Consider the following 25689-nt stretch of genomic DNA (forward strand, 5'->3'; position numbering starts at 1 on the left):
CCATGGCAGCAGAAACCGCTTCGGGCTATATCCAGCACCACTTGCAGAACCTGACCTACGGTCAACTACCAGACGGCAGCTGGGGCTTCGCCCATTCGGCTGCAGAAGCCAAGGCAATGGGCTTCTGGGCGTTCCACCTGGACACCCTGGGTTGGTCCGTCGCGCTGGGTCTGATCTTCCTGTTCATCTTCCGCATGGCGGCGAAGAAGGCGACCTCCGGCCAACCTGGCGGTCTGCAGAACTTCGTCGAGGTGATGGTCGATTTCGTCAACGGCAGCGTGAAGGACTCCTTCCACGGCCGCAGCCCGGTGATTGCACCGCTGGCGCTGACCATCTTCGTCTGGGTATTCCTGATGAACGCCGTCGACCTGGTACCGGTCGACTGGATTCCTCAGCTGGCCATCCTGATCTCCGGTGACCCGCACATTCCGTTCCGCGCCGTGTCGACCACCGACCCGAACGCGACGCTGGCAATGGCCTTCAGCGTATTCGCCCTGATCATCTTCTACAGCATCAAGGTCAAGGGCCTGGGCGGCTTCATCGGTGAGCTGACCCTGCACCCGTTCGGCAGCAAGAACATCTTTGTGCAGATCCTGCTGATCCCGGTGAACTTCCTGCTGGAATTCGTCACCCTGATCGCCAAGCCGATCTCGCTGGCACTGCGTCTGTTCGGCAACATGTACGCCGGCGAGCTGGTGTTCATCCTGATCGCCGTGATGTTCGGCTCCGGCCTGCTGTGGCTGAGCGGCCTGGGTGTGGTGCTGCAGTGGGCGTGGGCTGTGTTCCACATCCTGATCATCACCCTGCAAGCTTTCATCTTCATGATGCTTACCATCGTCTACCTGTCGATGGCTCACGAAGATAACCATTAAGACCGCCTGGCGTGTCTGATAGCCTTCCCCGCTCGTTTGGGGGGAGGGCTTAAAAAGTCCGCAAGGGCAGCTGTTCCAAACGATTTGTTTTACCGCTTCAAACTAAAAACCTAACCAATACGACGTAAAAGTCGGGAGGAAAGATGGAAACTGTAGTTGGTCTGACCGCTATCGCTGTTGCTCTGCTGATCGGCCTGGGTGCTCTGGGTACCGCCATTGGTTTCGGCCTGCTGGGCGGCAAATTCCTGGAAGGTGCTGCTCGTCAGCCTGAGATGGTTCCGATGCTGCAGGTCAAAATGTTCATCGTTGCCGGTCTGCTCGACGCCGTAACCATGATCGGTGTTGGTATCGCTCTGTTCTTCACCTTCGCGAATCCGTTCGTTGGTCAGATCGCCGGCTAATCACTCGTATTCACGAGTTGATGGCTGTATGAATTAAGACCGAGCGAGGTGTTGGCGTGAACATTAATGCAACCCTGATTGGCCAATCCGTTGCTTTTCTGATTTTTGTACTCTTCTGCATGAAGTACGTATGGCCTCCGGTCATCACTGCTCTGCAAGAGCGCCAAAAGAAGATTGCCGACGGCTTGGACGCTGCCAACCGCGCAGCTCGCGACCTGGAGCTGGCCCAAGAAAAAGCGGGTCAGCAACTGCGTGAAGCTAAAGCACAGGCAGCCGAAATCATTGAGCAAAGCAAGAAACGCGCTGCTCAGCTTGTCGAGGAAGCCCGTGAACAGGCCCGCGTCGAAGCTGACCGTGTGAAGGCTCAGGCTCTGGCCGAGATCGAACAGGAACTGAACGGTGCTAAAGACGCCCTGCGTGCCCAAGTGGGTGCTCTGGCTGTCGGCGGTGCTGAAAAGATCCTTGGCGCCACAATCGATCAAAACGCGCATGCGGAGCTGGTTAACAAACTGGCCGCTGAAATTTAAGCGAGGGCGATCATGGCAGAACTGACCACGTTGGCCCGACCTTACGCTAAGGCTGCCTTTGAGCATGCCCAGGCCCATCAGCAACTGGCCAATTGGTCAGCCATGCTCGGCCTGGCTGCTGCGGTGTCGCAAGACGACACCATGCAGCGCCTGCTCAAGGCCCCGCGACTGACGAGCGCAGAAAAGGCCGCCACGTTCATTGACGTGTGCGGTGACAAGTTCAATGCACAGGCACAGAATTTCATTCATGTTGCCGCGGAAAACGACCGTCTCCTGCTTCTGCCGGAGATTGCCGCTCTGTTCGACCTGTACAAGGCCGAGCAAGAGAAATCCGTGGACGTGGAAGTCACCAGTGCCTTCGCGTTGAACCAAGAACAGCAAGACAAACTCGCCAAGGTTCTCAGTGCACGGTTAGGCCAGGAAGTGCGCCTGCACGCGTCGGAGGATGCCAGCCTGATTGGCGGCGTCGTCATCCGCGCTGGTGACCTGGTAATCGATGGCTCTGTTCGCGGCAAGATCGCGAAACTGGCCGAAGCATTGAAATCTTGAGTTTGAAGGGGCAGCAGAGCAATGCAGCAACTCAATCCTTCCGAAATTAGTGAAATCATCAAGGGCCGCATCGACAACCTCGATGTGAGCTCTCAAGCCCGTAACGAAGGTACCGTCGTTTCGGTTTCCGACGGTATCGTGCGGATCCACGGTCTGGCCGACGTCATGTACGGCGAAATGATCGAGTTCCCGGGCGGCGTCTACGGCATGGCCCTGAACCTGGAGCAAGACTCCGTAGGTGCAGTGATCCTGGGTGCCTATGACACCCTCGCCGAAGGCATGAGCGCCAAGTGCACCGGCCGCATCCTGGAAGTTCCGGTTGGTAAGGAACTGCTGGGTCGCGTCGTCGACGCGCTGGGTAACCCAATCGACGGCAAAGGCCCGCTGGGCAACACCGAGACCGATGCGGTCGAGAAAGTTGCTCCAGGCGTGATCTGGCGTAAGTCGGTAGACCAGCCTGTACAGACTGGCTACAAATCCGTCGACGCCATGATCCCTGTCGGCCGTGGTCAGCGTGAGCTGATCATCGGTGACCGTCAGATCGGCAAGACCGCCATGGCCATCGACGCCATCATCAACCAGAAAGACTCCGGTATTTTCTGTGTTTATGTAGCTGTCGGCCAGAAGCGTTCCACCGTTGCCAACATCGTTCGCAAGCTGGAAGAAAACGGCGCCCTGGCCAACACCATCGTGGTGGTTGCCAGTGCTTCGGAATCCGCCGCACTGCAATTCCTGGCGCCATACGCCGGTTGCACCATGGGCGAGTTCTTCCGCGACCGCGGTGAAGACGCACTGATCGTTTACGATGACCTGTCCAAGCAGGCCGTTGCTTACCGTCAGATCTCCCTGCTGCTGCGCCGTCCACCAGGACGTGAAGCGTACCCAGGCGACGTGTTCTATCTCCACTCCCGTCTGCTGGAGCGTGCATCGCGCGTTTCGGAAGAGTACGTCGAGAAGTTCACCAACGGTGCTGTAACTGGCAAAACCGGTTCCCTGACCGCTCTGCCGATCATCGAAACCCAAGCTGGCGACGTTTCCGCGTTCGTTCCGACCAACGTGATCTCGATCACCGACGGTCAGATCTTCCTGGAATCGGCCATGTTCAACTCGGGCATCCGCCCTGCAGTGAACGCCGGTGTTTCGGTATCCCGCGTAGGTGGTGCCGCTCAGACCAAGATCATCAAGAAGCTGTCCGGTGGTATTCGTACCGCTCTGGCTCAGTACCGTGAGCTGGCTGCATTCGCCCAGTTCGCTTCCGATCTGGACGAAGCGACCCGCAAGCAGCTGGAGCATGGTCAGCGCGTTACCGAGCTGATGAAGCAGAAGCAGTACGCGCCGATGTCCATCGCGGACATGGCTCTGTCGCTGTACGCCGCTGAGCGTGGCTTCCTGACTGACGTAGAAGTCTCCAAGATCGGCAGCTTCGAGCAAGCACTGATCGCCTTCTTCAACCGTGATCACGCTGAACTGATGGCGAAGATCAACGTGAAGGGTGACTTCAACGACGAAATCGACGCAGGCCTGAAAGCCGGCATCGAGAAGTTCAAGGCCACCCAGACCTGGTAAGCCGCAGCGGGGGCCCAGGCCCCCGCTTGCTAACCTGATAGGTGATACATGGCAGGCGCAAAAGAGATTCGCAGTAAGATTGCGAGCATCAAAAGCACGCAAAAAATTACCAGCGCCATGGAGAAAGTGGCGGTCAGCAAGATGCGCAAGGCACAAATGCGCATGGCTGCTAGCCGTCCTTACGCGGAGCGTATCCGCCAGGTGATCGGTCATCTGGCCAACGCCAACCCGGAATACCGCCACCCCTTCATGATCGAGCGCCCTGTAAAGCGCACCGGTTATATCGTGGTGAGCAGTGACCGTGGTCTGTGCGGTGGCTTGAACACCAACCTGTTCAAGGCCCTGGTCAAGGACATGAACGCAAACCGCGAACAGGGCGTGGAAATCGACCTGTGCGTGATCGGCAGCAAGGGTGCGACTTTCTTCCGCATCTTTGGCGGCAACGTCGTAGCAGCGATCAGCCACTTGGGCGAAGAGCCATCGATCAACGATCTGATCGGCTCCGTCAAAGTGATGCTGGACGCCTACCTGGACGGCCGTATCGATCGCCTCTCCGTGGTTTCGAACAAGTTCATCAATACCATGACCCAGAAGCCGACGGTCGAGCAATTGGTACCGTTGGTGGCAACCCCGGATCAGGATCTCAAGCATCACTGGGATTACCTGTACGAACCCGACGCAAAAGAGCTGCTGGACGGCTTGATGGTGCGTTACGTGGAGTCGCAGGTATACCAGGCGGTGGTCGAGAACAACGCTGCTGAACAAGCGGCCCGGATGATCGCCATGAAGAACGCCACAGACAACGCCGGTGATTTGATCAAAGAGCTTCAGCTGATCTACAACAAGGCGCGTCAGGCTGCGATCACCCAGGAGATCTCGGAAATCGTCGGCGGCGCTGCCGCGGTTTAACGGTTCAAATATTCAGAGGATCCAGCTATGAGTAGCGGACGTATCGTTCAAATCATCGGCGCCGTCATCGACGTGGAATTCCCACGTGACGTCGTGCCGAGTGTATACAACGCGCTGAAAGTACAAGGCGCGGAAACCACCCTCGAAGTTCAGCAGCAGCTGGGCGACGGCGTGGTTCGTACCATTGCGATGGGCTCGACCGAAGGCCTGAAGCGCGGTCTGGATGTCGTCGACACCGGTGCTGCCATTTCCGTTCCAGTTGGTAAGGCCACCCTCGGCCGTATCATGGACGTACTGGGCAACCCGATCGACGAAGCCGGCCCGATCGGTGAAGAAGAGCGTCGCGGTATCCACCAGCCAGCGCCTTCGTTCGCTGACCAGGCAGGCGGCAACGACCTGCTGGAAACCGGCATCAAGGTTATCGACCTGGTTTGCCCGTTCGCCAAGGGTGGTAAGGTTGGTCTGTTCGGTGGTGCCGGTGTCGGCAAGACCGTAAACATGATGGAACTGATCCGTAACATCGCCATGGAACACAGCGGTTACTCCGTGTTCGCTGGTGTGGGTGAGCGTACTCGTGAGGGTAACGACTTCTACCACGAGATGAAGGACTCCAACGTTCTCGACAAGGTAGCGCTGGTCTACGGTCAGATGAACGAGCCACCAGGAAACCGTCTGCGTGTAGCGCTGACCGGCCTGACCATGGCTGAGAAGTTCCGTGACGAAGGTAACGACGTTCTGCTGTTCGTCGACAACATCTATCGTTACACCCTGGCCGGTACTGAAGTATCCGCACTGCTGGGCCGTATGCCTTCGGCAGTAGGTTACCAGCCGACCCTGGCTGAAGAGATGGGCGTTCTGCAAGAGCGCATCACCTCCACCAAGGAAGGTTCGATCACCTCCGTACAGGCCGTATACGTACCTGCGGACGACTTGACCGACCCGTCGCCAGCGACCACCTTCGCCCACTTGGACGCCACCGTCGTTCTGTCCCGTGACATCGCCTCCCTGGGTATCTACCCAGCGGTCGATCCACTGGACTCGACTTCGCGCCAGCTGGACCCGAACGTGATCGGCAACGAGCACTACGACACCGCTCGTGGCGTTCAGTATGTTCTGCAGCGCTACAAAGAGCTGAAGGACATCATCGCGATCCTGGGTATGGACGAACTGTCCGAGACCGACAAGCAACTGGTAGCCCGCGCTCGTAAGATCCAGCGCTTCCTGTCGCAGCCGTTCTTCGTGGCCGAAGTCTTCACCGGTTCGCCAGGCAAGTACGTTTCCCTGAAAGACACCATCGCTGGCTTCAGCGGCATCCTCAAAGGTGACTACGACCACCTGCCAGAACAAGCGTTCTACATGGTCGGCAGCATCGACGAAGCGATCGAGAAAGCCAAGAAACTGTAATTCCTGCGCCCCGCAAGGGGCGCTATCAGGTTGAGGCAAGCAGATGGCTATGACAGTCCATTGCGATATCGTCAGCGCGGAAGGAGAGATTTTCTCCGGCCTGGTCGAGATGGTAGTTGCGCACGGTAACCTGGGTGATCTTGGTATCGCTCCAGGCCACGCGCCGCTGATCACCAATCTCAAGCCTGGTCCGATCACGCTGACCAAGCAGGGTGGCGCTCAAGAGGTGTTCTACATCTCTGGTGGTTTCCTCGAGGTTCAGCCGAACATGGTCAAGGTGCTTGCCGATACCGTGCAACGTGCTGCAGACCTGGATGAAGCGCAGGCTCAGGAAGCCCTCAAGGCTGCCGAGAACGCCCTGAATCTGAAAGGCGCGGACTTCGACTACGGCGCCGCCGCCGCACGTCTGGCCGAGGCCGCAGCCCAGCTGCGTACCGTCCAGCAAATGCGCAAAGGCAAGTAATCGGCTAACGGCTGATCACTTCTGTTGCGATTGAGTAAAAGGGTAGCCTCGGCTACCCTTTTTCTTTTTCCGAATTTCCCCCCCCGGTCATTTCACTGACCGCCCAGGATTGGTAGCCAGTCAATGTCACTCGATATCGTTATTCTCGCCGCCGGCCAAGGTACCCGCATGCGCTCGGCGCTGCCCAAGGTGCTGCACCCGGTCGCTGGCAATTCCATGCTCGGCCATGTTATCCACAGCGCCCGCCAGCTTCAGCCGCAGGGTATTCACGTGGTGATTGGCCACGGTGCTGAACAGGTCCGTGAGCGCCTGGCGGCCGACGACCTGAATTTCGTGCTGCAGGACAAGCAACTGGGTACTGGCCACGCTGTTGCGCAGGCACTGCCGGCCATTACAGCCGACACGGTGCTGGTGCTGTACGGGGATGTGCCGCTGATTGAAGTGGAAACCCTGCAACGCCTGCTGACCAAAGTCAGCGAACAGCAACTGGGCCTGCTCACCGTTACCCTGCAAGACCCGACTGGCTACGGGCGCATCGTGCGTGACGCCGACGGCAAGGTTACCGCGATCGTCGAGCACAAGGACGCCAGCGAAGCGCAGAAGGCGATCAAAGAAGGCAACACCGGTATTCTGGCCTTGCCCGCTGCACGCCTGGCCGACTGGATGGGCCGGTTGTCGAACAACAACGCCCAGGGCGAGTACTACCTCACCGACGTTATCGCCATGGCGGTGGCCGATGGCCTGGTGGTGGCCACTGAGCAGCCGCACGACCCGATGGAAGTTCAGGGCGCCAATGATCGTCGCCAGTTGTCCGAACTTGAGCGTCACTACCAGCTGCGCGAAGGCCGCCGCCTGATGGCCCAGGGTGTCACCCTGCGTGATCCGGCACGTTTCGACGTACGCGGCGAAGTGACCGTTGGTCGTGATGTGCTGATCGACATCAACGTGATCCTCGAAGGCAAGGTGGTCATCGAGGACGACGTGCAGATCGGCCCCAACTGCGTGATCAAGAACAGCACCTTGCGCAAGGGCGTGGTGGTCAAGGCCAACAGCCATATCGAAGGCGCCGTGATGGGCGAGGGCAGCGATGCCGGCCCGTTCGCTCGCCTGCGCCCCGGCAGCGTGCTCGACGCCAAGGCCCATGTGGGTAACTTTGTAGAACTCAAAAATGCCCACTTGGGCGAAGGCGCCAAGGCGGGTCACTTGAGCTACCTGGGCGATGCCGAAATCGGCGCACGCACCAACATCGGTGCTGGCACCATCACCTGCAACTACGATGGGGCTAACAAGTTCAAGACAGTCATGGGCGAGGACGTGTTCATCGGCTCAAACAACTCGCTGGTGGCGCCTGTGGATATCAAGGCCGGTGCTACCACTGCTGCGGGTTCCACCATCACTCAGGCGGTCGAACCTGGGCAGCTGGCTGTGGCGCGGGCGCGTCAGCGCAATATCGATGGCTGGAAGCGGCCGGAGAAGATCAAGAAGAGCTGATTACCCACAGCTCTTTCGATCGAAAGCCGACTTATGTGGATAAGTCGGCTTTTTTTGTGAGCGTGTTGCGGCTCCTGCACGGGCCAGCGGCGCTTGACGAATCGCGCATATTAGGTTTTGATTGCAATCATTATCTTTCGAATCGAAACTTAAACACCCATGTCGAAACGAAACACCCCCCAGCGCCGACACAACATCCTGGCCATGCTCAGCGAGCAGGGCGAGGTCAGTGTCGATGCGCTGGCCAAGCGCTTCGAGACGTCGGAAGTGACCATTCGTAAGGACCTTGCCGCCCTTGAGGCCAACGGACTGTTATTGCGTCGCTACGGCGGCGCGGTGCCGGTTCCGCAAGAAATGCTTGGCGAAACCGCACTGCCGGTCTCCGCCTACAAGAAGGCCATCGCCCGCGCCGCCGTGGGCCGTATTCGCGAACACGCGCGCATCATCATCGACAGCGGAAGCACCACTGCCGCCATGATTCCCGAACTCGGCCGCCAGCCCGGCCTGGTTGTGATGACCAATTCGTTAAACGTGGCCCGTGCCATCAGCGAACTTGAGCACGAGCCGGTGCTGTTGATGACGGGCGGTACGTGGGACCCGCACTCCGAGTCGTTTCAGGGCCAGGTCGCCGAGCAGGTACTGCGCTCGTACGATTTCGATCAGCTGTTCATCGGCGCTGACGGCATAGACCTGAACCGCGGCACCACCACCTTCAATGAACTGCTGGGCCTAAGCCGAGTCATGGCCGAGGTGGCCCGCGAAGTAATCGTGATGGTCGAGTCTGACAAGGTCGGGCGCAAGATCCCCAACCTTGAGCTGCCCTGGGGCAGTGTCAGCACCCTTATTACAGACGAGCGCCTGCCCGCAGCAGCGCGCGAACAGATTCAAGCCCGCGGCATCAACCTGATCTGCGCCGCGATCAGCCAGGAGCAATAAACATGTGTGGAATCGTTGGTGCCGTAGCTGAACGAAACATCACCGCCATCCTCATCGAAGGCCTTAAGCGCCTCGAGTACCGCGGGTACGACAGTGCTGGCCTGGCCGTATATACCCAAGAGGGTGAACTGCAGCGCCGCCGCCGCATCGGCAAGGTCGCCGAACTGGACGCTGCCAATGCAGCCGAGCCGTTGATCGGCCAGCTGGGCATTGCTCACACCCGCTGGGCTACACACGGCGCGCCTACCGAAGGCAATGCCCACCCCCATTTCTCGGGTAACGAAGTGGCGGTAGTGCACAACGGCATTATCGAAAACCACGAAGAGCTGCGTGAAGAACTCAAGGGCCTGGGTTATGTGTTCGCCTCCCAGACCGACACCGAGGTCATCGTCCACCTGATCCACCACACCCTCAAGACCATTCCCGACTTGGCTGACGCGCTCAAGGCCGCAGTCAAGCGCCTGCACGGTGCCTATGGCCTGGCGCTGATCAGCGTGAAGCAGCCTGACCGCCTGGTGGCCGCTCGCAGTGGTAGCCCGCTGGTGATTGGCCTTGGCCTCGGCGAGAACTTCCTGGCATCCGACCAGTTGGCGCTGCGCCAGGTTACCGACCGCTTCATGTACCTGGAGGAGGGCGATATCGCCGAGATCCGCCGTGATCAGGTGAAGATCTGGGATCAGGCAGGCAACCCAGTCCAGCGCGAAACCGTGCAGTATCACGAAGGTGCCGAAGCGGCTGACAAGGGCGAATATCGCCACTTCATGCTCAAAGAAATCCATGAGCAGCCGTCCGTGGTGCAGCGCACCCTGGAAGGCCGCCTGGGCAAGGACCATGTACTGGTGCAGGCCTTTGGCCCGCAGGCTGCCGAGCTGTTCGGCAAAGTGCGCAACGTGCAGATCGTGGCTTGCGGTACCAGCTACCACGCCGGCATGGTTGCCCGTTACTGGCTGGAAAGCCTGGCAGGCATCCCTTGCCAGGTCGAAGTGGCCAGCGAGTTCCGTTATCGCAAAGTGGTGGTGCAGCCTGACACCCTGTTCGTTTCTATCTCCCAATCCGGCGAGACTGCCGACACCCTGGCCGCCCTGCGCAATGCCAAGGAACTGGGCTTCCTGGGTAGCCTGGCGATCTGCAACGTGGGTATCAGCTCGCTGGTGCGCGAATCCGACCTGACCCTGCTGACCCTGGCCGGCCCGGAAATCGGCGTGGCCTCGACCAAGGCGTTCACCACACAGTTGGTATCCCTGATGCTGCTGACCCTGGCGCTGGGCCAGGTGCGCGGCACGCTGGAGGCCGGTGTGGAAGCAGAACTGGTCGAAGAGCTGCGTCGCCTGCCGGCGCGCCTGGGTGAGGCGCTGGCCATGGACCGCACCGTCGAGAAGGTTGCCGAGCTGTTCGCCGACAAGCACCACACCCTGTTCCTGGGCCGTGGCGCGCAGTACCCAGTAGCGATGGAAGGTGCGCTCAAGCTCAAAGAGATTTCCTACATCCACGCTGAAGCCTACCCAGCGGGTGAGCTCAAACATGGCCCATTGGCGCTTGTGGATAACGACATGCCGGTGGTGACCGTAGCGCCGAACAACGAACTGCTGGAAAAGCTCAAATCGAACCTGCAGGAAGTTCGCGCCCGTGGCGGTGAGCTGGTGGTGTTTGCCGACGAGCACGCCGGCATGAGCAACGGCGAAGGCACCCACGTGATCAAGGTGCCGCACATCGCTGACGCGTTGGCGCCGATCCTGTACACCATCCCGCTGCAGCTGCTGTCTTACTACGTGGCGGTGCTCAAGGGCACTGATGTGGATCAGCCACGTAACCTGGCGAAGTCGGTGACTGTGGAATAACCCACGGTAATTGATAGCTGGTAGTAGAACAAAACCCCCGAAAGGGGGTTTTGTTATTTCAGCCCCTTGAAACTCAGATCTGCATCGCCATCCCGTCCACGTTCATCGCCGCCTGGCGCAAGGCCTCGGAACGCGTCGGATGTGGGTGGCAAGTGAGGGCGATGTCCTCGGCCGAGGCCGAGAATTCCATGGCTACGCAGAACTCACCGATCATCTCGCTGACGCTTGGGCCTACCAGGTGCACGCCCAGGACTTCATCGGTATTGGCGTCGGCGATGACCTTGGCGAAGCCTTCGGTCTCGTGGTTGATCTTGGCCCGGCTGTTGGCGGTGAAGGGGAACTTGCCAACCTTGTAGGCACGGCCTTCGGCCTTGAGCTGCTCTTCGGTCTTGCCAACGCTGGCCAGTTCGGGGCGTGTGTAGATCACACCCGGGATCAGGTTGTAATTGACCTCATGGGGTTTACCGGCGATGCGTTCGATGCAGGCGACCGCTTCGTCTTCGGCCTTGTGCGCCAGCATCGGGCCGGAGGTTACGTCGCCGATCACCCAGACACCCGGCACCGAGGTGCGATGGTGCTCGTTGGTGAGCATGCCGCGTTTGTCGGTTTCCAGGCCGACGCTCTCCAGGTTGAGGCCTTTAGTGTAGGGCCGACGGCCGATGGCGACCAGCACGTAATCGGCCTGAAGGGTTTCAGCCGCACCGCCGGCAGCCGGTTCGAGGGTCAGGCTGACACTGTCCGCCGACGCTGTGGCCTGGGTCACTTTGCTGCCGAGCTTGAAGGCCATACCTTGCTTGGCCAGGGCCTTTTGCAGGGTCTTGGCGGTTTCCTCGTCGGTGCCCGGGCAGATGCGGTCGAGGTATTCGATGACGGTGACCTGGCTACCCAGGCGACGCCATACCGAACCCAGCTCCAGGCCGATGACGCCCGCGCCGATCACCACCAGGTGCTTGGGCACTTGAGGCAGCGCCAAGGCACCGGTGGAGTCGATGATGCGCTGGTTGTCGATGGTCACGCCCGGCAGGGGAGTGGGCTCGGACCCGGTAGCGATGACGATGTCCTTGGCCTGCAGCTCGGTTTCGCTGCCTTCCTCGGCCTTGACGATGACCTTGCCTACGCCGTCCAGGCGGCCCCAGCCCTTGATCCATTCCACCTTGTTCTTGCGGAACAGGTACTCGATGCCTTTGGTAAGGCCGCTAACGCTCTCGTCCTTCTGTTTCATCATCTGGGCGAGGTTCAGGGTTGGCTTCACTTCGATACCGAGGTGGGCGAACTCGGCGCCGCTGGCTGCCTCATAAAGCTCGGATGCATGCAGCAATGCCTTGGATGGCATGCAGCCAACGTTCAGGCAGGTGCCGCCGAGGGTAGAGCGGCCTTCCACACAGGCGACGCTCAGGCCCAATTGGCCGGCGCGAATGGCCGCGTTGTAGCCGCCAGGGCCGCCACCGATGATCACCACGTCATAGGATTTCACGAGTTTTTACTCCAGATGAAGAAGCGCAGAGGGGCACAAGGTTAAGCTGCGCGCGCTAAATTGTATACAATCTCGCATATCCATAAGATCAGATGGTTCTAGACCTTGGTCGCCGTTAGCGGAAACTTTGCACGGATGAACTACCCTCTTTCGGTGGTGTTCGAAATTTCATGCATCGAGCCCAGAAGGAGGGTCGTTCATGCTTGCGCAACTTCCGCCGGCACTGCAGAGCCTGCATTTGCCACTTCGCCTCAAACTGTGGGACGGCAATCAGTTCGATCTGGGGCCTAGCCCTCAGGTGACCATTCTGGTCAAAGAGCCGCAGCTGATCAGCCAGCTGACCCACCCAAGCCTGGATGAGCTGGGCGCTGCTTTCGTGGAAGGCAAGCTGGAGCTGGAAGGCGATATCGGTGAAGCCATTCGCGTATGTGACGAGCTGAGTGTGGCCCTGCTGGCTGGCGAGGATGAGGACGAGGCGCCGCCACCGCGGCTGGCCCACGACAAGCGTACCGACGCCAAGTCCATTTCCTACCACTACGACGTTTCCAACGCGTTCTATCAACTCTGGCTCGACCAGGACATGGCGTATTCCTGCGCATATTTCCGTGAGCCGGACCACACCCTGGATCAAGCCCAGCAAGACAAGTTCGACCACCTCTGCCGCAAGTTGCGCCTGCAGGCGGGCGACTACCTGCTCGATGTGGGTTGTGGTTGGGGCGGGTTGTCGCGCTTTGCCGCGCGGGAATACGGTGCCAGGGTGTTTGGCATTACCTTGAGCAAGGAGCAACTCAAGCTTGGTCGGCAGCGGGTCAAGGATGAAGGTCTGGCCAAACAGGTTGACCTGCAAATCCTCGACTATCGCGACCTACCCCAGGATGGCCGGTTCGACAAAGTGGTGAGTGTCGGCATGTTCGAGCATGTCGGGCATGCCAACCTGGCGCTGTATTGCCAGAAGCTGTTTGGCGCCGTGCGTGAAGGTGGCCTGGTGATGAACCACGGCATCACCGCCAAGCATGTGGACGGCCGCCCGGTGGGGAGAGGGGCGGGTGAATTCATCGATCGCTATGTGTTCCCCAATGGCGAGCTGCCGCACTTGTCGATGATCAGTGCGAACATCTGCGAGGCAGGCCTGGAGGTCGTCGACGTCGAGAGCCTGCGCCTGCATTACGCCAAGACGTTGCACCACTGGAGTGAAAACCTGGAGAACCAGTTGCACAAGGCGGCGGCGCTGGTGCCTGAGAAAACCCTGCGCATCTGGCGTTTGTACCTGGCGGGCTGTGCCTATGCATTCCAGAAGGGCTGGATCAACCTGCACCAGATTCTGGCCGTGAAACCGTACGCAGACGGCCACCACGATCTGCCCTGGACCAGGGAAGACATTTACCGTTGAAACCAAACCGGGGCCGCAATAGCGGCCCCGGTCATGTCAGAGGATGGGCGAAATCAGCCGCGCGATCCGCATCCCCAGTTGCTGGATACGGTGGGTATCCCGGCTGTCCTCTGCAGTAATTTCCCTGGCCTGTTCGAAGTCATCGATCAACATCGCCTCGACCTCATCGGCAAACTGCCGGTCGACTGTCAGCAGCGTAATTTCGAAGTTGAGCCGGAACGATCGGTTGTCCAGGTTGGCACTGCCGATGGCGCTGACCTCGTCATCCACCAGCACCACCTTCTGATGCAGAAAGCCCGGCTGATAGCGGAACATGCGCACGCCTGCCCGCACCGCTTCGAACGCGAAGAGGCTGGAGGCCGCATAGACGATCCGGTGGTCCGGGCGTGACGGGATAAGGATGCGCACATCCACGCCGCGCAACACAGCCAGACGCAAGGCAGCGAACACGGCCTCGTCGGGGATGAAGTACGGGCTGGTAATCCATACTCGGCGGGTAGCGGAATGGATGGCTTCGATGAAGAACAGCGAACAGGTTTCCTGAGGGTCTGCCGGGCCACTGGCCAAGGCCTGGCAAAGGACACCATTGTCCGGGTAGGTATCGGGCAGGATCAGCGGTGGAAGCTGGCGCGTTGCCCAGTACCAGTCTTCGGCGAACGACTCTTGCAGGCAGGCCAGTACCGGCCCGCCTATCTGCACGTGGGTGTCACGCCAGGGCGAAAGGCGAGGGTGTTCACCCAGGTATTCATCACCGACGTTATGCCCCCCAATGAACCCGGCCACACCATCGACGACGACAATCTTACGGTGGTTACGGAAGTTGACCTGGAAGCGATTGAACCATCCGCGCCGGGTAGCGAAGGCGTGGATCTGCACACCGCCCTCGCGCAGCACCTGGCTGTAACTGGCGGGCAGGGCGTGGCTTCCGACCCGGTCATAGAGTACGAACACCTGCACACCTTCGGCAGCTTTGCGCAGCAACAGTTGCTGCAGTGCCTTGCCGAGGGTGTCGTCGTGGATGATGAAAAACTGCACCAGGACCACTTCCCGGGCCTGGCCGATGGCAGCGAAGATGGCATCGAACGTCGCCTTGCCATCGATCAGCAGCTTCACCTGATTGTTGGCCAGGCAAGGCATCCGTCCAAGTTTTGGCATGGCCCTTAACGCCGCATAACTCTCGGACTCGCGCGCAGTGAGCGCTTCCTCCACCCAGGGCCGCCAGTTGAGATTGGCCATGGCCACGTGCATCTCCTGGTTGGCCTGGCGCCTTGCCTGGATGTAAGCGTAAAAAGAGCGTGCGCCGAAAACCAGGTAAGGGATAAGGGTGAAGTAGGGGATGAAGATCAGCGACATCGCCCAGGCAATCGCGCCTTGGGCAGTACGCACGGTGAACACCGCATGCAGTGCAGCGATGATGCCTAGCAAGTGAATGACGCCGAGCACGTAGCCGAAGAAGTAAGGGCTGTGGTAATCCATACGCATCCTGCTTGCCGAATACACAGCGGATAACAGAACACGTTCCAGGCCCGCCTTGCAACCTGAAAGCGGATTTGGCGTCTAAGCCTGAGCCCGGCCACAGAGCCGGTTATTTCGAGGAGCGTTCGTCCATGAAGATTCGTCTGCCACTGTTGGCTCTGGCTGTAGGGCTGAGCAGCCCGCTGGTGCATGCGCAGATGCTGCAACCTGGCTTGTGGGAGCTGACCACCAGCAACATGCAGGTCGATGGCAAGCCACTGCCGGATATGCAGTTCATGCTCGGTCAGCTGAAGAACCTGCCGCCAGAACAACGGGCAATGATGGAAGGGGTGCTGGCCAAGCAGGGCGTTACTGTCGGCGGTAACGGCGTCCGCTCATGCCTCACCCCGGAGCAGGTGCAGACCAACGACATCCCTCTGCAAGACCCGAAGTCGGGTTGCACGCAGAAGATTACTGACCGCACGGGTAACGTCTGGAAGTTTCAATTCAGCTGCCCGAAGGCTCAGGGTAGCGGGCAGGCAACTTTCCTCAGCGACAAGGAATTCACTACCCAGGTTAACGGCACCTTCAATGCTTCGGGCGTCCAGCAGCAGGGCAGCATGAACACCCGTGCCGTTTGGTTGGGTAGCGACTGCGGGACAGTCAAACCGCGCACATGACCGTTCACCACTGCCATTGATTGCAGGCAACCGCGTCGTGGGCATGCAGGCTTTCTGCATGTTCCACACGCAGCTTGAACGCCGTGCACCAATCCAGCTGTCGCAGCGATACGTGCAGTCGCCGCGCGGCATCTTCACAGAACATCAAGTTCTGGCCGTTGGCCAAGGCGAACGCCTGTTCATCGGCTCGCTTGACAGCTGTCTGTACAGCGGTACCCAGGCTGGCTTCGATTGAGTCGATCAGCTGGGTGACAGGCAAGTTCTCCAGACTATCGCGCAAACGGGTGTGGACATCAGCAAAGCTTCGTTGGCTATGAGGTGTGGCAACGATGCCTTGGCTGCTGCCTAGCCACTCCAGAAGCACATCGCGGTCCACGTCCTGCTCGTCGAAATCTGCTTGGAATTGGTGTTGGATCAATTGCCTTGCGAGTGCTGCCGAGCAGGGGCAGGTGGATGAATAGGGCACGCGGACAAATAGTTCCACGTGGAACATTTCATTCTCGACCCGTGCCTCGACAGTTACCGGATAAGTTTTCCAGCCTGCCAATGGGCTGATCAACGCGCGCCGTTTCAGCAAGTGCTCAAAGGTCAGACGCAGATACGCCGCATCGGCCAGGCCTTGGTGACTGACCAGGAAATCTGTCAGCAAGCGACGGATTGCCAATGGGCTCAGAGGCTGGTGCTCCAACCGTTGCAATGAGATGTACAACCGAGACATGTGGATGCCGCGTGACGAGCCATCTACCAGGCTCACGCCGGCATCCGCGTGGGCTGCCACTGTGCGCCCATCAAATTGTATTGGCAGGGCTATCCCGCACATGCCGACCCAATCGAGTGGTGTTGCGTGCGGCTGTGTCTGTGCTGCGATATCAGGGAGCGTCAGGCTAGTCATGAGCAATACCAGGCATAAAAATGTGTGTCAGCGGCATCCGCCGACCAGGCTGCAATGCAGATTGAAACGTTGGCCAGTTGAACTTGAAACGCGGTTCAGCGTGGTCCAGCCCACCCGCCGGCTGTAGCCAACCCAGGCCTCGCCGTCACTGGCCAGGCCGGTAAAGAATGTCAGCGTGCCGTAGCGGCTATTGGTTTGCGCCCACAGCCGGCGAGTCGCGCTATCGAAGCCGCGCAGGTAGAAATGGCTGCCCTCAGTGCGCACGCTGTAATAGCTGCCGTCAGCAACCCTGCAGGCCAGCAGGGTTGCACTGCGCGTGCATAACGCGAGCCCATTGCTGTGTGGCATGGCCAGCAGCGGCGAAGATGCGGCGAGCAGCAGCAACGCGGCTGCACGTGACAGGCTCATTTCCATCTCCCGAGAAATCTTCCGACGAGTACGGCTTGGCGAAATTGTATTGTTACTTTATAACATTATGCAATGCATCGTTTCGAATGCGTCCGCCTGAAGAGGTTTCACCATGTCCAATCGCCTTCCTGTCACCGTGTTGTCCGGCTTTCTCGGCGCCGGCAAAAGCACCTTGCTCAACCATGTACTGCGTAATCGTGACAACCTGCGGGTCGCCGTCATCGTCAACGACATGAGTGAAATCAACATCGATGCCAGCGAGGTCCAGCGCAATGTCAGCCTCAACCGTGCTGAGGAGAAACTGGTCGAGATGAGCAACGGCTGCATCTGTTGCACCCTGCGCGAAGACCTGCTGGAAGAAGTCGCACGGCTGGCCGAGGAAGGCCGGTTCGATTACCTGCTGATCGAATCCACCGGCATCTCCGAGCCGTTACCTGTAGCCGAAACGTTTACCTTCCGCGACGAGCAGGGGCGCAGCCTGTCTGACATGGCGCGCCTGGACACCATGGTGACGGTGGTCGATGGCCTGAACTTCATGCGCGATTATCAGGCAGCCGACAGCCTGGCGAGCCGCGGTGAGACGTTGGGTGATGACGATGAGCGCTCCATCAGTGATCTGCTGATCGAACAGGTCGAGTTCGCCGATGTGCTGTTGCTGAGCAAGATCGACCTGATCAGCCAGCACGAGCGCGAGGAACTGCTGGCGATTTTGCGCAGCCTCAATGCCCGGGCGCAGATCGTGCCGATGGCCATGGGTGAGGTACCGCTGGCGCGGATTCTAGATACCGGCCTGTTCGATTTCGAGCTGGCCGCACAGGCGCCAGGCTGGCTGCAGGAATTGCGCGGGGAGCATGTGCCAGAGACCGAAGAGTACGGCATTGCTGCAACCACTTGGGAAGCCCGCAGGCCGTTTCACCCGCAGCGCTTCTTCGACTTTATCCACAGGGACTGGAGCAACGGGCGGCTGCTGCGTTCGAAAGGCTTCTTCTGGCTGGCCAGCAAATTCCAGGAGGCCGGCAGTTGGTCGCAAGCAGGCGGCATGATGCGACATGGATTGGCTGGGCGCTGGTGGCGATTCGTACCAAAGGAGCACTGGCCCCAGGATGAGCAGAGCACGGCGGATATCCTCAAACACTGGGCAGTAGAGAGCGGCGACTGCCGTCAGGAACTGGTCTTCATCGGGCAGAACATCGATTTTGCTAAGTTATCCACAGAGCTTGACGCCTGCTTGTTGAGTGATGAGGAGATGGAGGCAGGCCCGATGAGCTGGTTACGGCTGCAAGATCCGTTCGGGCCCTGGCATGCCGAGGAGGCCGCATGAAGCCTGCCTTGCGGCCTGTGGATATCCGCCAGAGCGTAGGGCACTCAACTCAGGTACTGACCGACATTTTTCAGGATGGCGTCAATTTGGCTGTCTGGCAGCGTCGCCTGCCAGCGCAGCTTGAAGACTTCGCTACGCTGGCCGTCAGCCTCGGCCAACCGCTGGCGGACCAGCGAGTAATCGATGTCAGTGAGCATGAGCCTGTGCTACTTCCCGATTTGCTGAGGGAGACAGCTGACCTGCATGGCTACGAGAGCTTCGTGGCAGACGTGCGCTGGCTGGTTTCGGCCTACACCTGCCTGCTGGGTGCCCGGCGCGTGGGGCTCCGACTACGGGTGCTGCAAGGTGCAATGTGCCCGCGATTCCATGTGGATAACGTGCCGGTGCGGCTGTTGACCACTTACGTGGGCCCGGGAAGCGAATGGCTGGAAGAAGGGGCGATCGAACGGGTCGGTTTACATCTCGCTGCAGCGCCTGTGGATAACATTAAAAGACTGCAACCTGGGGATGTTGCAGTGCTCAAGGGCGAGAAATGGCAGGGTAATGAAGGTGCAGGGCTGGTTCATCGCTCGCCGGCTAGCCAGGACAGGCGCCTGCTGCTCAGCCTTGACTGGCTGGCATGAAGGGGCATAGTTGGGGGAAATCCGCCCAGAAGTAGGCCCATGCTGCAGAACATCCCTACCCACGTCATCGCCGGCCCTCTGGGGGCTGGCAAGACCAGCGTCATTCGCCAGTTGATGGCTCAGCGCCCGGCCGGTGAGCGCTGGGCCGTACTGGTCAATGAATTCGGCCAGGTTGGCCTCGATGCGGCGCTTCTCAGCCGCGATGAAGACGGCATCGCCATCGCGGAAGTGGCAGGTGGTTGCCTGTGCTGCGTGAATGGCGCGCCGTTCCAGGTCGGCTTGGGCCGCCTGTTGCGCAATGCTCGACCGGATCGCTTGTTCATCGAGCCTTCGGGGCTGGGGCATCCCCTGCAGTTACTGAATCAGCTGAGGCAAGCTCCCTGGAAGGGTGTGCTGGCGGTTCAGCCGCTGGTAATGGTCGTGGATGCTCAAGCACTGATTCGGGGTGATCAGTTGCCCTGTGCACAACTAGAGGCGTTAAAAGCGACTTCACTGGTGATTTTCAACAAGAGCGAAGGTGTTGATGAAAATCATAGGTTGTTGATAAATAAGGAATTTGCCGAAATTGCTGGGTGTTGGACAGTGCAGGGGATGTTAGCAATTTCCAGCCTTCCACTTTCATCCACAGAGCGTTATTTGCCGTTTTTTGTGGATAACACCCGTGTGGATAGTCCATCCACAGGTTTGGCTACCCTGTGGACAGATCATCATCGGCCAATTTGTCACGCTCAGCAAGGTGACGGGGGCTGGAGCATCGGTTGGCGTTGGCATCCCAGTCAGCAGTTTTATCCACAGGCCTTGAGGACTTTCCTTGATGGGCTTCATTGGCGCCGGGCCAAGGGTGTTATCCACACCTCTGATGGTTGGCAGTCCTTCAACGGCCTCGACGGCGACCTGCCAGCCTGGCAGGCGAGTGACTGGCGCAAGGACACGCGCATCGAGCTGATCTTCGACCAGCCGCAACCTCAGCAAGCCCTGCAAGCCGCATTAGATGAATGCCGTGTGGCGTGATCAATTGCGCCAGCGATTGTGCTCCTGGCGCCACTGCTGCATCTCGATCACGTTGCCGCTGCGTGGCGGGGTATTGATTTCGAACGGGTAGGGTGCCAGTTCAATCTGCACGCTGTGGGCACCGAACTGGGTCACCGTACCTGGGTGGCGTTGTTCGCCGGTGACGGTGAATTCGAAGGCATACACACGGGCCAGGCGTTTTCTGCCGTTGGCGTCGCGGATGAACGCGATGCGCTTGAGCGCGACGGCATCGTCGAGCAACTCAAGGTCAAGCTTGGCGCAGTGCTGTTTGACCCGCTCCAGGGCTTTTTCGCGCAGCCCATGGTTGTGCCATAACCAAGCGCCTGCCGTGGCCACCAGCATCAGGACGAAGAGATTCTCCAGGGTCAACATTTGCATATGCTCCAAACAGGTCGATCCAGCTTAACTGCGTCCCTGGTCTGTCGTACAGGTGGCAATCGAGTTCATACTGCGCGACGCACAATCCTTGAAACAGCTTTGGAAAACGCTCGCATGAAACGTACCCCGCACCTGCTCGCCATTCAGTCCCACGTGGTGTTCGGCCACGCTGGCAACAGCGCCGCGGTGTTCCCCATGCAGCGGATCGGGGTCAATGTCTGGCCGCTCAATACCGTGCAGTTCTCCAATCACACTCAGTATGGCCAGTGGGCAGGAGAAGTGCTTGCTCCAGCGCAAATTCCTGCGCTGGTGGAAGGCATTTCCAACATCGGGGAATTGGGCCACTGCGATGCCGTGCTGTCTGGCTACTTGGGCAGCGCCGAACAGGGCCGGGCGATACTCGCGGGCGTGGCGCGGATCAAGGCGGTGAATCCGAAGGCACTGTACCTGTGCGACCCGGTCATGGGCCACGCGGAAAAGGGCTGCATCGTCCCGCAGGAGGTCAGCGAGTTCTTGCTGGAAGAGGCGGCGGCCCAGGCGGACATACTGTGCCCCAACCAGCTGGAGCTGGACAGTTTCTGCGGCCGGCGGGCGCAGTCGCTGGAAGATTGCGTCAGCATGGCCCGTGGGCTGCTGGAGCGCGGGCCACGGGTGGTGCTGGTCAAGCATCTGTCTTATCCGGGGCGTGCCGAAGACATGTTCGAGATGTTGCTAGTCACCCGAGACGAAAGCTGGCACCTGCGCCGCCCGCTGCTGGCATTCCCGCGCCAGCCGGTCGGGGTAGGCGACTTGACCTCAGGGCTGTTCCTCGCACGGGTACTACTGGGTGACAGCTGGGTGCAGGCGTTCGAGTACACCGCAGCGGCGGTGCATGAAGTACTGCTGGAGACCCAGGCCTGCACCCGCTACGAGTTGCAGCTGGTGCGGGCTCAAGACCGTATCGCCCATCCGCGCGTACGCTTCGAGGCGCAGCGCCTGGCGTTTTAAAGCGCGTCGGTCTTCAGGTCCTGGTAACGCTTTTCCAGCTCCTGGCGGATCTGCCGGCGCTGCTGGCCCTGTAGGAAACGGCGTTTTTCTTCACTTGAATGCGGTTGGCGCGGCGGTACTGCTACCGGGCGACGGTTGTCGTCGACCGCAACCATGGTGAAGAAGCAGCTGTTGGAATGGCGCACCGAGCGCTCTCGGATGTTCTCGGTCACTACCTTGATGCCCACCTCCATGGAGGTATTGCCGGTGTAGTTGACCGAGGCCAGGAACGTCACAAGCTCGCCGACATGCACTGGCTCGCGGAAGATCACCTGGTCGACCGACAACGTGACCACATAGCTGCCGGCATAACGGCTGGCGCAGGCGTAGGCCACTTCATCGAGGTACTTGAGCAGGGTGCCGCCATGTACGTTGCCAGAAAAGTTGGCCATGTCCGGGGTCATCAGGACGGTCATGCTCAGCTGGGCGTTTCCAGGTTCCATAGTGTGCTCACGGTGAGGTTGCGCTGAATCGGGGTGGGTATCTGCTGACACTTCTGTTTCCCCTCTTGAAGTTTTGCCTTCCTGGTACGGGACGTTGGCTGACGGTCCGTCGTCACGCCGATCATGCCATCAGGGGCCGTTAACCGGCCGATCTGTTTCTACATATTGCACCGGCATTTTGCGGCGGGGTGCGATGTTAACCTGAGTACGCCCATGCATCATGGGCCTTCCTGCATCCAATACAGTATGTACTTGCTGCTCGCTCGGGTTTGCCTAGGCAGAGGAGCGGTCTGCCCGGGCATCGAGAAAGGAGTATCGCGCCATGCATGCCATCAGCTTCATCCAGGATCTGGCAGTGATCATGCTGGTCGCCGGGGTGGTGACGATTCTCTTTCATCGGCTCAAGCAGCCAGTGGTGCTGGGTTATATCGTCGCCGGCTTCATCATTGGCCCGCATACCCCACCGTTTGGCCTGATCCACGACGAAGACACGATCAAGACCCTGGCAGAGCTGGGGGTGATTTTCCTGATGTTCTGCCTGGGGCTGGAGTTCAGCCTGCGCAAGCTGTTCAAGGTGGGGGCCACAGCGTTTATTGCAGCGTTCCTCGAAATCGTGCTGATGATCTGGATCGGTTTCGAGATTGGCCGCTGGTTCGGCTGGAACACCATGGATTCGCTGTTCCTCGGGGCGATCCTGGCGATTTCCTCGACCACCATCATCGTCAAAGCGCTCAACGACCTGAAGATGAAAAACGAGCGCTTTGCCCAGCTGATCTTCGGCGTGCTGATCGTCGAGGACATCCTCGGCATCGGGATCATCGCCCTGCTTTCAGGCATCGCGGTCAGTGGCTCGGTCAGTTCCGGCGAGGTGTTCTCCACAGTCGGTAAACTGTCGCTGTTCATGATAGTAGCGTTGGTCATCGGCATTTTGCTGGTGCCGCGGCTGCTCGCCTACGTGGCGAAATTCGAGAGCAACGAAATGTTGCTGATCACCGTGTTGGGGCTGTGCTTTGGCTTCTGCCTGCTGGTGGTAAAACTCGAGTACAGCATGGTGCTGGGCGCCTTCCTGATCGGTGCGATCATGGCTGAGTCGCGCCAGTTGCTGAAAATCGAACGGTTGATCGAACCGGTGCGCGACCTGTTTAGCGCCATCTTCTTCGTCGCCATCGGCTTGATGATCGACCCCCAGGTACTGCTCGACTACGCCTGGCCGATCGTGGTCATCACCCTGGCCGTGGTACTGGGCAAGATGCTGTCTTGCGGCATGGGCGCGTTCATTGCTGGCAATGACGGGCGTACCTCGCTGCGCGTAGGCATGGGGCTGTCACAGATTGGCGAATTTTCATTCATCATTGCGGCCCTGGGCATGACGCTGCAAGTGACCAGCGACTTCCTCTACCCGGTCGCCGTGGCGGTTTCGGCTATCACTACCTTGTTAACGCCGTACCTGATCCGTGCGGCCGACCCGTTGTCGATAAAGCTCGGCAAGGTTATGCCAAGCCGGCTATCGCGCGTGCTTTCACTGTATGGCGAGTGGTTACGCAGCATTCAGCCCCAAGGTGAGAGCGCGATGCTGGCGGCGATGATCCGTCGCATCCTGCTGCAGGTTGGGGTGAACCTGGCCCTGGTGATCGCAATCTTCTTCAGCGGTGGGTATTTTGCCGGGCGTATCGGCACGTGGCTCAGTGAGTGGGTCAGCGATGTCAGCCAGCAAAAGGCGATGATCTGGGGTGCAGCGCTGCTGCTGTCTCTGCCGTTCCTGATTGCGGCTTACCGCAAGCTCAAAGCGCTTTCCATGTTGCTGGCCGAGATGGGCGTGAAGCCTGAAATGGCCGGCCGCCATACCCAGCGCGTGCGCCGTGTGGTGGCAGAGGTGATTCCGCTGCTGTCGCTGCTGGTGATCTTCCTGCTGCTGTCTGCATTGTCGGCGAGCATCCTGCCGACCAACGAACTGCTACTTATCATCGCGGTAGTGGCGGCGGTGGTGGTGGCGGTGCTCTGGCGCTGGTTCATCCGCGTGCATTCACGCATGCAGATCGCCTTGCTGGAAACCCTCGAGAACAGCCGCGAGAATTCGCACTGAGGGCAGCCCTGTGCGCGAGATTTCGCCGTCGGCCGAGGGGATGAAACGGTAGCGATGTCGCCAGGCGCAGAAAGCCTGGCGATCTTGCGGTCACAGATGGCTACGGGCCGTCACTTACCGCGGCTGGCGTTGAATCAGCTTTCGAGCCAGACGTCACGCGCCCAGTGCCAGACCGATTCCCAGCTTTCTTCGGTGACGATTTCTTCTTCAGCGGACCAGAGCACCACGGTGCCGTCTTCTTCCACGCAGTAGTAATCATCACCGTCCTGGCAGATCGGTATCAGTTCGCGCGGAACGCCTGCATCCCAGGCACTGGCCGCGACTTCAGGCAGATAGGTATGCGACTGTGGGTCGGTGACGGTCACCGGCTCCAGCGAGCCGTACACCACGTCGCTGACGGTCAGCAGAAACTCTTTGAACACGAATGGAATGTTGATGAACAGCTGTTCCTCGACCTCGACCAGCTGGTCTTCATCGGGAAGCTCCAGGGGTACCGGTACCGGCTCATTGGCTTCACGGAGTTGTTCGATCACTTCTTCCACGGTTCGTATCCTCTTACCTTGATGACAACGCTGCGCGTTATACCCTAGTAGGCCGGTCTGGCAAAAGCAAAAACCCCGGGGCAGGCCCGGGGTTTTTTGTGCAACGTGCGTCGGTTAGCCGTTTTGGCGGATACCGGCAACCAGCCAAGGCTGGTTCTCGCCCTGGGCACGAACCATGTGCCAGCTTTCGCTGAAGGCTTCGCCCTGGTCGAAGCGCGAGGTCTTCGACACGCCACGGAAGGTCAGGGTGGCGTCGGTACGGTCGGCGCGATCGTCCACGCCATCCAATTGCACTTCGAGGTTGTCGATGTACGTGGCCTGGAAGCCATCACCCAGGTCAGCGCGCTCACGCTTGAGGAACTCAAGCATCTGCGGTGTCACGAACTCGGCAATCTTGTCCATCTCGTTGGCATCCCAGTGCTGCTGCAGCGACTGGAAGTGGCTTTGGGCCGCGGCCAGGAAGCTCTGCTCGTTGAACCAGGCCGGGGCGTTGATTACCGGCGCAGCTGCAGCGGCGGGTGCGGCCGAACCACCGAAGATCGACGGCTGGGCAGGCTGGCCGTGCGCTTCACGCTGGAACGGCGCGTGGCCCGGAGCGGCCATTTGCGGCTGCTGCTGACGACGTCGCGCGGCGATGAAGCGGAACACCAGGAAGGCGATCAAGGCGACGATCAGGAAGTCCATGATCTGCAAGCCTTCGAAGCCGTCACCCATGAACATGGATGCCAGCAGGCCACCAGCGGCGAGGCCGGCGAGTGGGCCCAGCCAGCGCGAAGCACCGCTGGCGGCGGCCGGAGCGCGGCCCGGAGCGGTCGGCGCGGCGGCAGGCGTGGTTGGCGTAGCCTGGCGAGTCTGGTGAATAGGCGCGGAGCCCGAGCTCTTGCCGCCGCCGAAGCGCTTGGCGTTGGCGTCCAGGCTCAGCGTCAGGCCGACGCAGAGCGCCAGTGCGATGCTAAGAAAACGTTGCATAAATGGGATATCCCCTG

At 59.8% G+C, this 25689-nt stretch carries 26 protein-coding genes; 18 read left to right on the forward strand and 8 right to left on the reverse strand.

Translation table 11 applies throughout. The features are described 5' to 3' along the window. Positions 1-2 precede the first annotated feature (2 nt). From atpB to glmS, 11 genes are all read left to right on the forward strand, one after another. Positions 3-872 (forward strand): F0F1 ATP synthase subunit A, encoded by an 870-nt coding sequence (gene atpB, locus ACFY68_RS03135; RefSeq protein WP_016489912.1) that lies wholly within the window; start codon positions 3-5, stop codon positions 870-872. Positions 873-1015: 143 nt separating this feature from the next. Beyond that, entirely contained in the window at positions 1016-1273 is a 258-nt protein-coding gene (gene atpE / locus ACFY68_RS03140; RefSeq protein WP_003097235.1) for a F0F1 ATP synthase subunit C, read from the forward strand. A 56-nt stretch (positions 1274-1329) separates the two neighbouring features. After that, the gene (locus ACFY68_RS03145) at positions 1330-1800 is read left to right on the forward strand and encodes a F0F1 ATP synthase subunit B (protein WP_172225118.1); all 471 of its coding nucleotides are present in this window, start codon (positions 1330-1332) and stop codon (positions 1798-1800) included. A gap of 12 nt (positions 1801-1812) precedes the next feature. Beyond that, complete coding sequence (locus ACFY68_RS03150; protein ID WP_003253191.1) at positions 1813-2349, forward strand: F0F1 ATP synthase subunit delta; 537 nt, start codon at positions 1813-1815, stop codon at positions 2347-2349. Positions 2350-2370: 21 nt separating this feature from the next. Continuing rightward, positions 2371-3915, forward strand: coding sequence for a F0F1 ATP synthase subunit alpha (atpA, locus tag ACFY68_RS03155; RefSeq protein WP_021785310.1), 1545 nt, complete (start codon positions 2371-2373; stop codon positions 3913-3915). A 48-nt stretch (positions 3916-3963) separates the two neighbouring features. Beyond that, complete coding sequence (atpG, locus tag ACFY68_RS03160) at positions 3964-4824, forward strand: F0F1 ATP synthase subunit gamma (RefSeq protein WP_016489911.1); 861 nt, start codon at positions 3964-3966, stop codon at positions 4822-4824. A gap of 27 nt (positions 4825-4851) precedes the next feature. Next, positions 4852-6228 (forward strand): F0F1 ATP synthase subunit beta, encoded by a 1377-nt coding sequence (atpD, locus tag ACFY68_RS03165; RefSeq protein WP_016489910.1) that lies wholly within the window; start codon positions 4852-4854, stop codon positions 6226-6228. Between the two features lie 43 nt (positions 6229-6271). Further along, positions 6272-6691, forward strand: a complete 420-nt coding sequence (locus ACFY68_RS03170) for a F0F1 ATP synthase subunit epsilon (protein ID WP_016489909.1) — start codon at positions 6272-6274, stop codon at positions 6689-6691. Between the two features lie 123 nt (positions 6692-6814). Continuing rightward, the gene (gene glmU / locus ACFY68_RS03175) at positions 6815-8182 is read left to right on the forward strand and encodes a bifunctional UDP-N-acetylglucosamine diphosphorylase/glucosamine-1-phosphate N-acetyltransferase GlmU (protein WP_387523207.1); all 1368 of its coding nucleotides are present in this window, start codon (positions 6815-6817) and stop codon (positions 8180-8182) included. A gap of 159 nt (positions 8183-8341) precedes the next feature. Beyond that, positions 8342-9118: a DeoR/GlpR family DNA-binding transcription regulator gene (locus tag ACFY68_RS03180; protein WP_387523209.1), complete on the forward strand. Its 777-nt coding sequence runs from the start codon at positions 8342-8344 to the stop codon at positions 9116-9118. Between the two features lie 2 nt (positions 9119-9120). Further along, the gene (gene glmS, locus ACFY68_RS03185) at positions 9121-10956 is read left to right on the forward strand and encodes a glutamine--fructose-6-phosphate transaminase (isomerizing) (protein WP_387523211.1); all 1836 of its coding nucleotides are present in this window, start codon (positions 9121-9123) and stop codon (positions 10954-10956) included. Positions 10957-11029: 73 nt separating this feature from the next. On the opposite strand, the gene lpdA is transcribed toward glmS, so the two are convergent. Next, positions 11030-12430 carry a dihydrolipoyl dehydrogenase gene (lpdA, locus tag ACFY68_RS03190; RefSeq protein ID WP_387523213.1) on the reverse strand — a complete coding sequence of 467 codons (1401 nt, stop codon included), beginning with the start codon at positions 12428-12430 and terminating at the stop codon, positions 11030-11032. A 199-nt stretch (positions 12431-12629) separates the two neighbouring features. On the opposite strand from lpdA, the gene cfaB reads away from it, so the two are divergent. After that, a complete protein-coding gene (cfaB, locus tag ACFY68_RS03195; RefSeq protein ID WP_346612723.1) occupies positions 12630-13820 on the forward strand; it encodes a C17 cyclopropane fatty acid synthase CfaB in 1191 nt (396 codons plus the stop codon). A 36-nt stretch (positions 13821-13856) separates the two neighbouring features. Here the strand turns inward: cfaB and cls are convergent, their stop codons facing one another. Next, positions 13857-15296: a cardiolipin synthase gene (cls, locus tag ACFY68_RS03200; RefSeq protein WP_387523215.1), complete on the reverse strand. Its 1440-nt coding sequence runs from the start codon at positions 15294-15296 to the stop codon at positions 13857-13859. A 131-nt stretch (positions 15297-15427) separates the two neighbouring features. Between cls and ACFY68_RS03205 the strand changes: the two genes are divergently transcribed. Beyond that, positions 15428-15955, forward strand: coding sequence for a DUF3617 domain-containing protein (locus ACFY68_RS03205; RefSeq protein ID WP_346612721.1), 528 nt, complete (start codon positions 15428-15430; stop codon positions 15953-15955). A 4-nt stretch (positions 15956-15959) separates the two neighbouring features. Here ACFY68_RS03205 and folE2 read toward each other — a convergent pair whose 3' ends face one another. Both folE2 and ACFY68_RS03215 read right to left on the reverse strand, forming a co-directional pair. Continuing rightward, positions 15960-16847 carry a GTP cyclohydrolase FolE2 gene (gene folE2, locus ACFY68_RS03210; RefSeq protein ID WP_387523218.1) on the reverse strand — a complete coding sequence of 296 codons (888 nt, stop codon included), beginning with the start codon at positions 16845-16847 and terminating at the stop codon, positions 15960-15962. Positions 16848-16874: 27 nt separating this feature from the next. Further along, a complete protein-coding gene (locus ACFY68_RS03215) occupies positions 16875-17255 on the reverse strand; it encodes a glutamine synthetase (RefSeq protein ID WP_346612719.1) in 381 nt (126 codons plus the stop codon). Between the two features lie 112 nt (positions 17256-17367). On the opposite strand from ACFY68_RS03215, the gene zigA reads away from it, so the two are divergent. Genes zigA through ACFY68_RS03230 form a run of 3 tightly spaced genes read left to right on the forward strand, consistent with a single transcriptional unit; the run spans position 17368 to position 20210 of the window. Next, a complete protein-coding gene (gene zigA / locus ACFY68_RS03220) occupies positions 17368-18576 on the forward strand; it encodes a zinc metallochaperone GTPase ZigA (protein ID WP_387523220.1) in 1209 nt (402 codons plus the stop codon). Then, positions 18573-19199, forward strand: coding sequence for a DUF1826 domain-containing protein (locus ACFY68_RS03225; protein ID WP_387523222.1), 627 nt, complete (start codon positions 18573-18575; stop codon positions 19197-19199). The genes zigA and ACFY68_RS03225 overlap by 4 nt, the downstream gene beginning before the upstream one ends. Positions 19200-19238: 39 nt before the next feature. Next, the gene (locus tag ACFY68_RS03230; protein WP_387523224.1) at positions 19239-20210 is read left to right on the forward strand and encodes a CobW family GTP-binding protein; all 972 of its coding nucleotides are present in this window, start codon (positions 19239-19241) and stop codon (positions 20208-20210) included. Here ACFY68_RS03230 and ACFY68_RS03235 read toward each other — a convergent pair whose 3' ends face one another. Further along, positions 20211-20603: a DUF3301 domain-containing protein gene (locus ACFY68_RS03235; protein ID WP_346612715.1), complete on the reverse strand. Its 393-nt coding sequence runs from the start codon at positions 20601-20603 to the stop codon at positions 20211-20213. Between the two features lie 120 nt (positions 20604-20723). On the opposite strand from ACFY68_RS03235, the gene pdxY reads away from it, so the two are divergent. Continuing rightward, entirely contained in the window at positions 20724-21596 is an 873-nt protein-coding gene (gene pdxY, locus ACFY68_RS03240) for a pyridoxal kinase PdxY (RefSeq protein WP_387523226.1), read from the forward strand. Here the strand turns inward: pdxY and ACFY68_RS03245 are convergent. Further along, on the reverse strand, positions 21593-22078 hold the full coding sequence (locus tag ACFY68_RS03245) for an acyl-CoA thioesterase (protein ID WP_346612713.1): 486 nt from the start codon (positions 22076-22078) through the stop codon (positions 21593-21595). The two genes, pdxY and ACFY68_RS03245, sit on opposite strands and share 4 nt — an antisense overlap. A gap of 322 nt (positions 22079-22400) precedes the next feature. Here ACFY68_RS03245 and ACFY68_RS03250 point away from each other — a divergent pair, with 322 nt between their 5' ends. Beyond that, positions 22401-24161 (forward strand): cation:proton antiporter, encoded by a 1761-nt coding sequence (locus tag ACFY68_RS03250; RefSeq protein ID WP_387523228.1) that lies wholly within the window; start codon positions 22401-22403, stop codon positions 24159-24161. A 134-nt stretch (positions 24162-24295) separates the two neighbouring features. Here ACFY68_RS03250 and ACFY68_RS03255 read toward each other — a convergent pair whose 3' ends face one another. Together ACFY68_RS03255 and ACFY68_RS03260 are read right to left on the reverse strand one after the other, a co-directional pair. Further along, on the reverse strand, positions 24296-24703 hold the full coding sequence (locus tag ACFY68_RS03255; protein ID WP_346612711.1) for an SMI1/KNR4 family protein: 408 nt from the start codon (positions 24701-24703) through the stop codon (positions 24296-24298). Positions 24704-24817: 114 nt separating this feature from the next. After that, complete coding sequence (locus tag ACFY68_RS03260; protein ID WP_346612710.1) at positions 24818-25672, reverse strand: TIM44-like domain-containing protein; 855 nt, start codon at positions 25670-25672, stop codon at positions 24818-24820. Between the last annotated feature and the right edge of the window lie 17 nt (positions 25673-25689).

It is taken from the genome of Pseudomonas sp. NPDC012596 (assembly GCF_042902325.1).
Lineage (GTDB): Bacteria > Pseudomonadota > Gammaproteobacteria > Pseudomonadales > Pseudomonadaceae > Aquipseudomonas.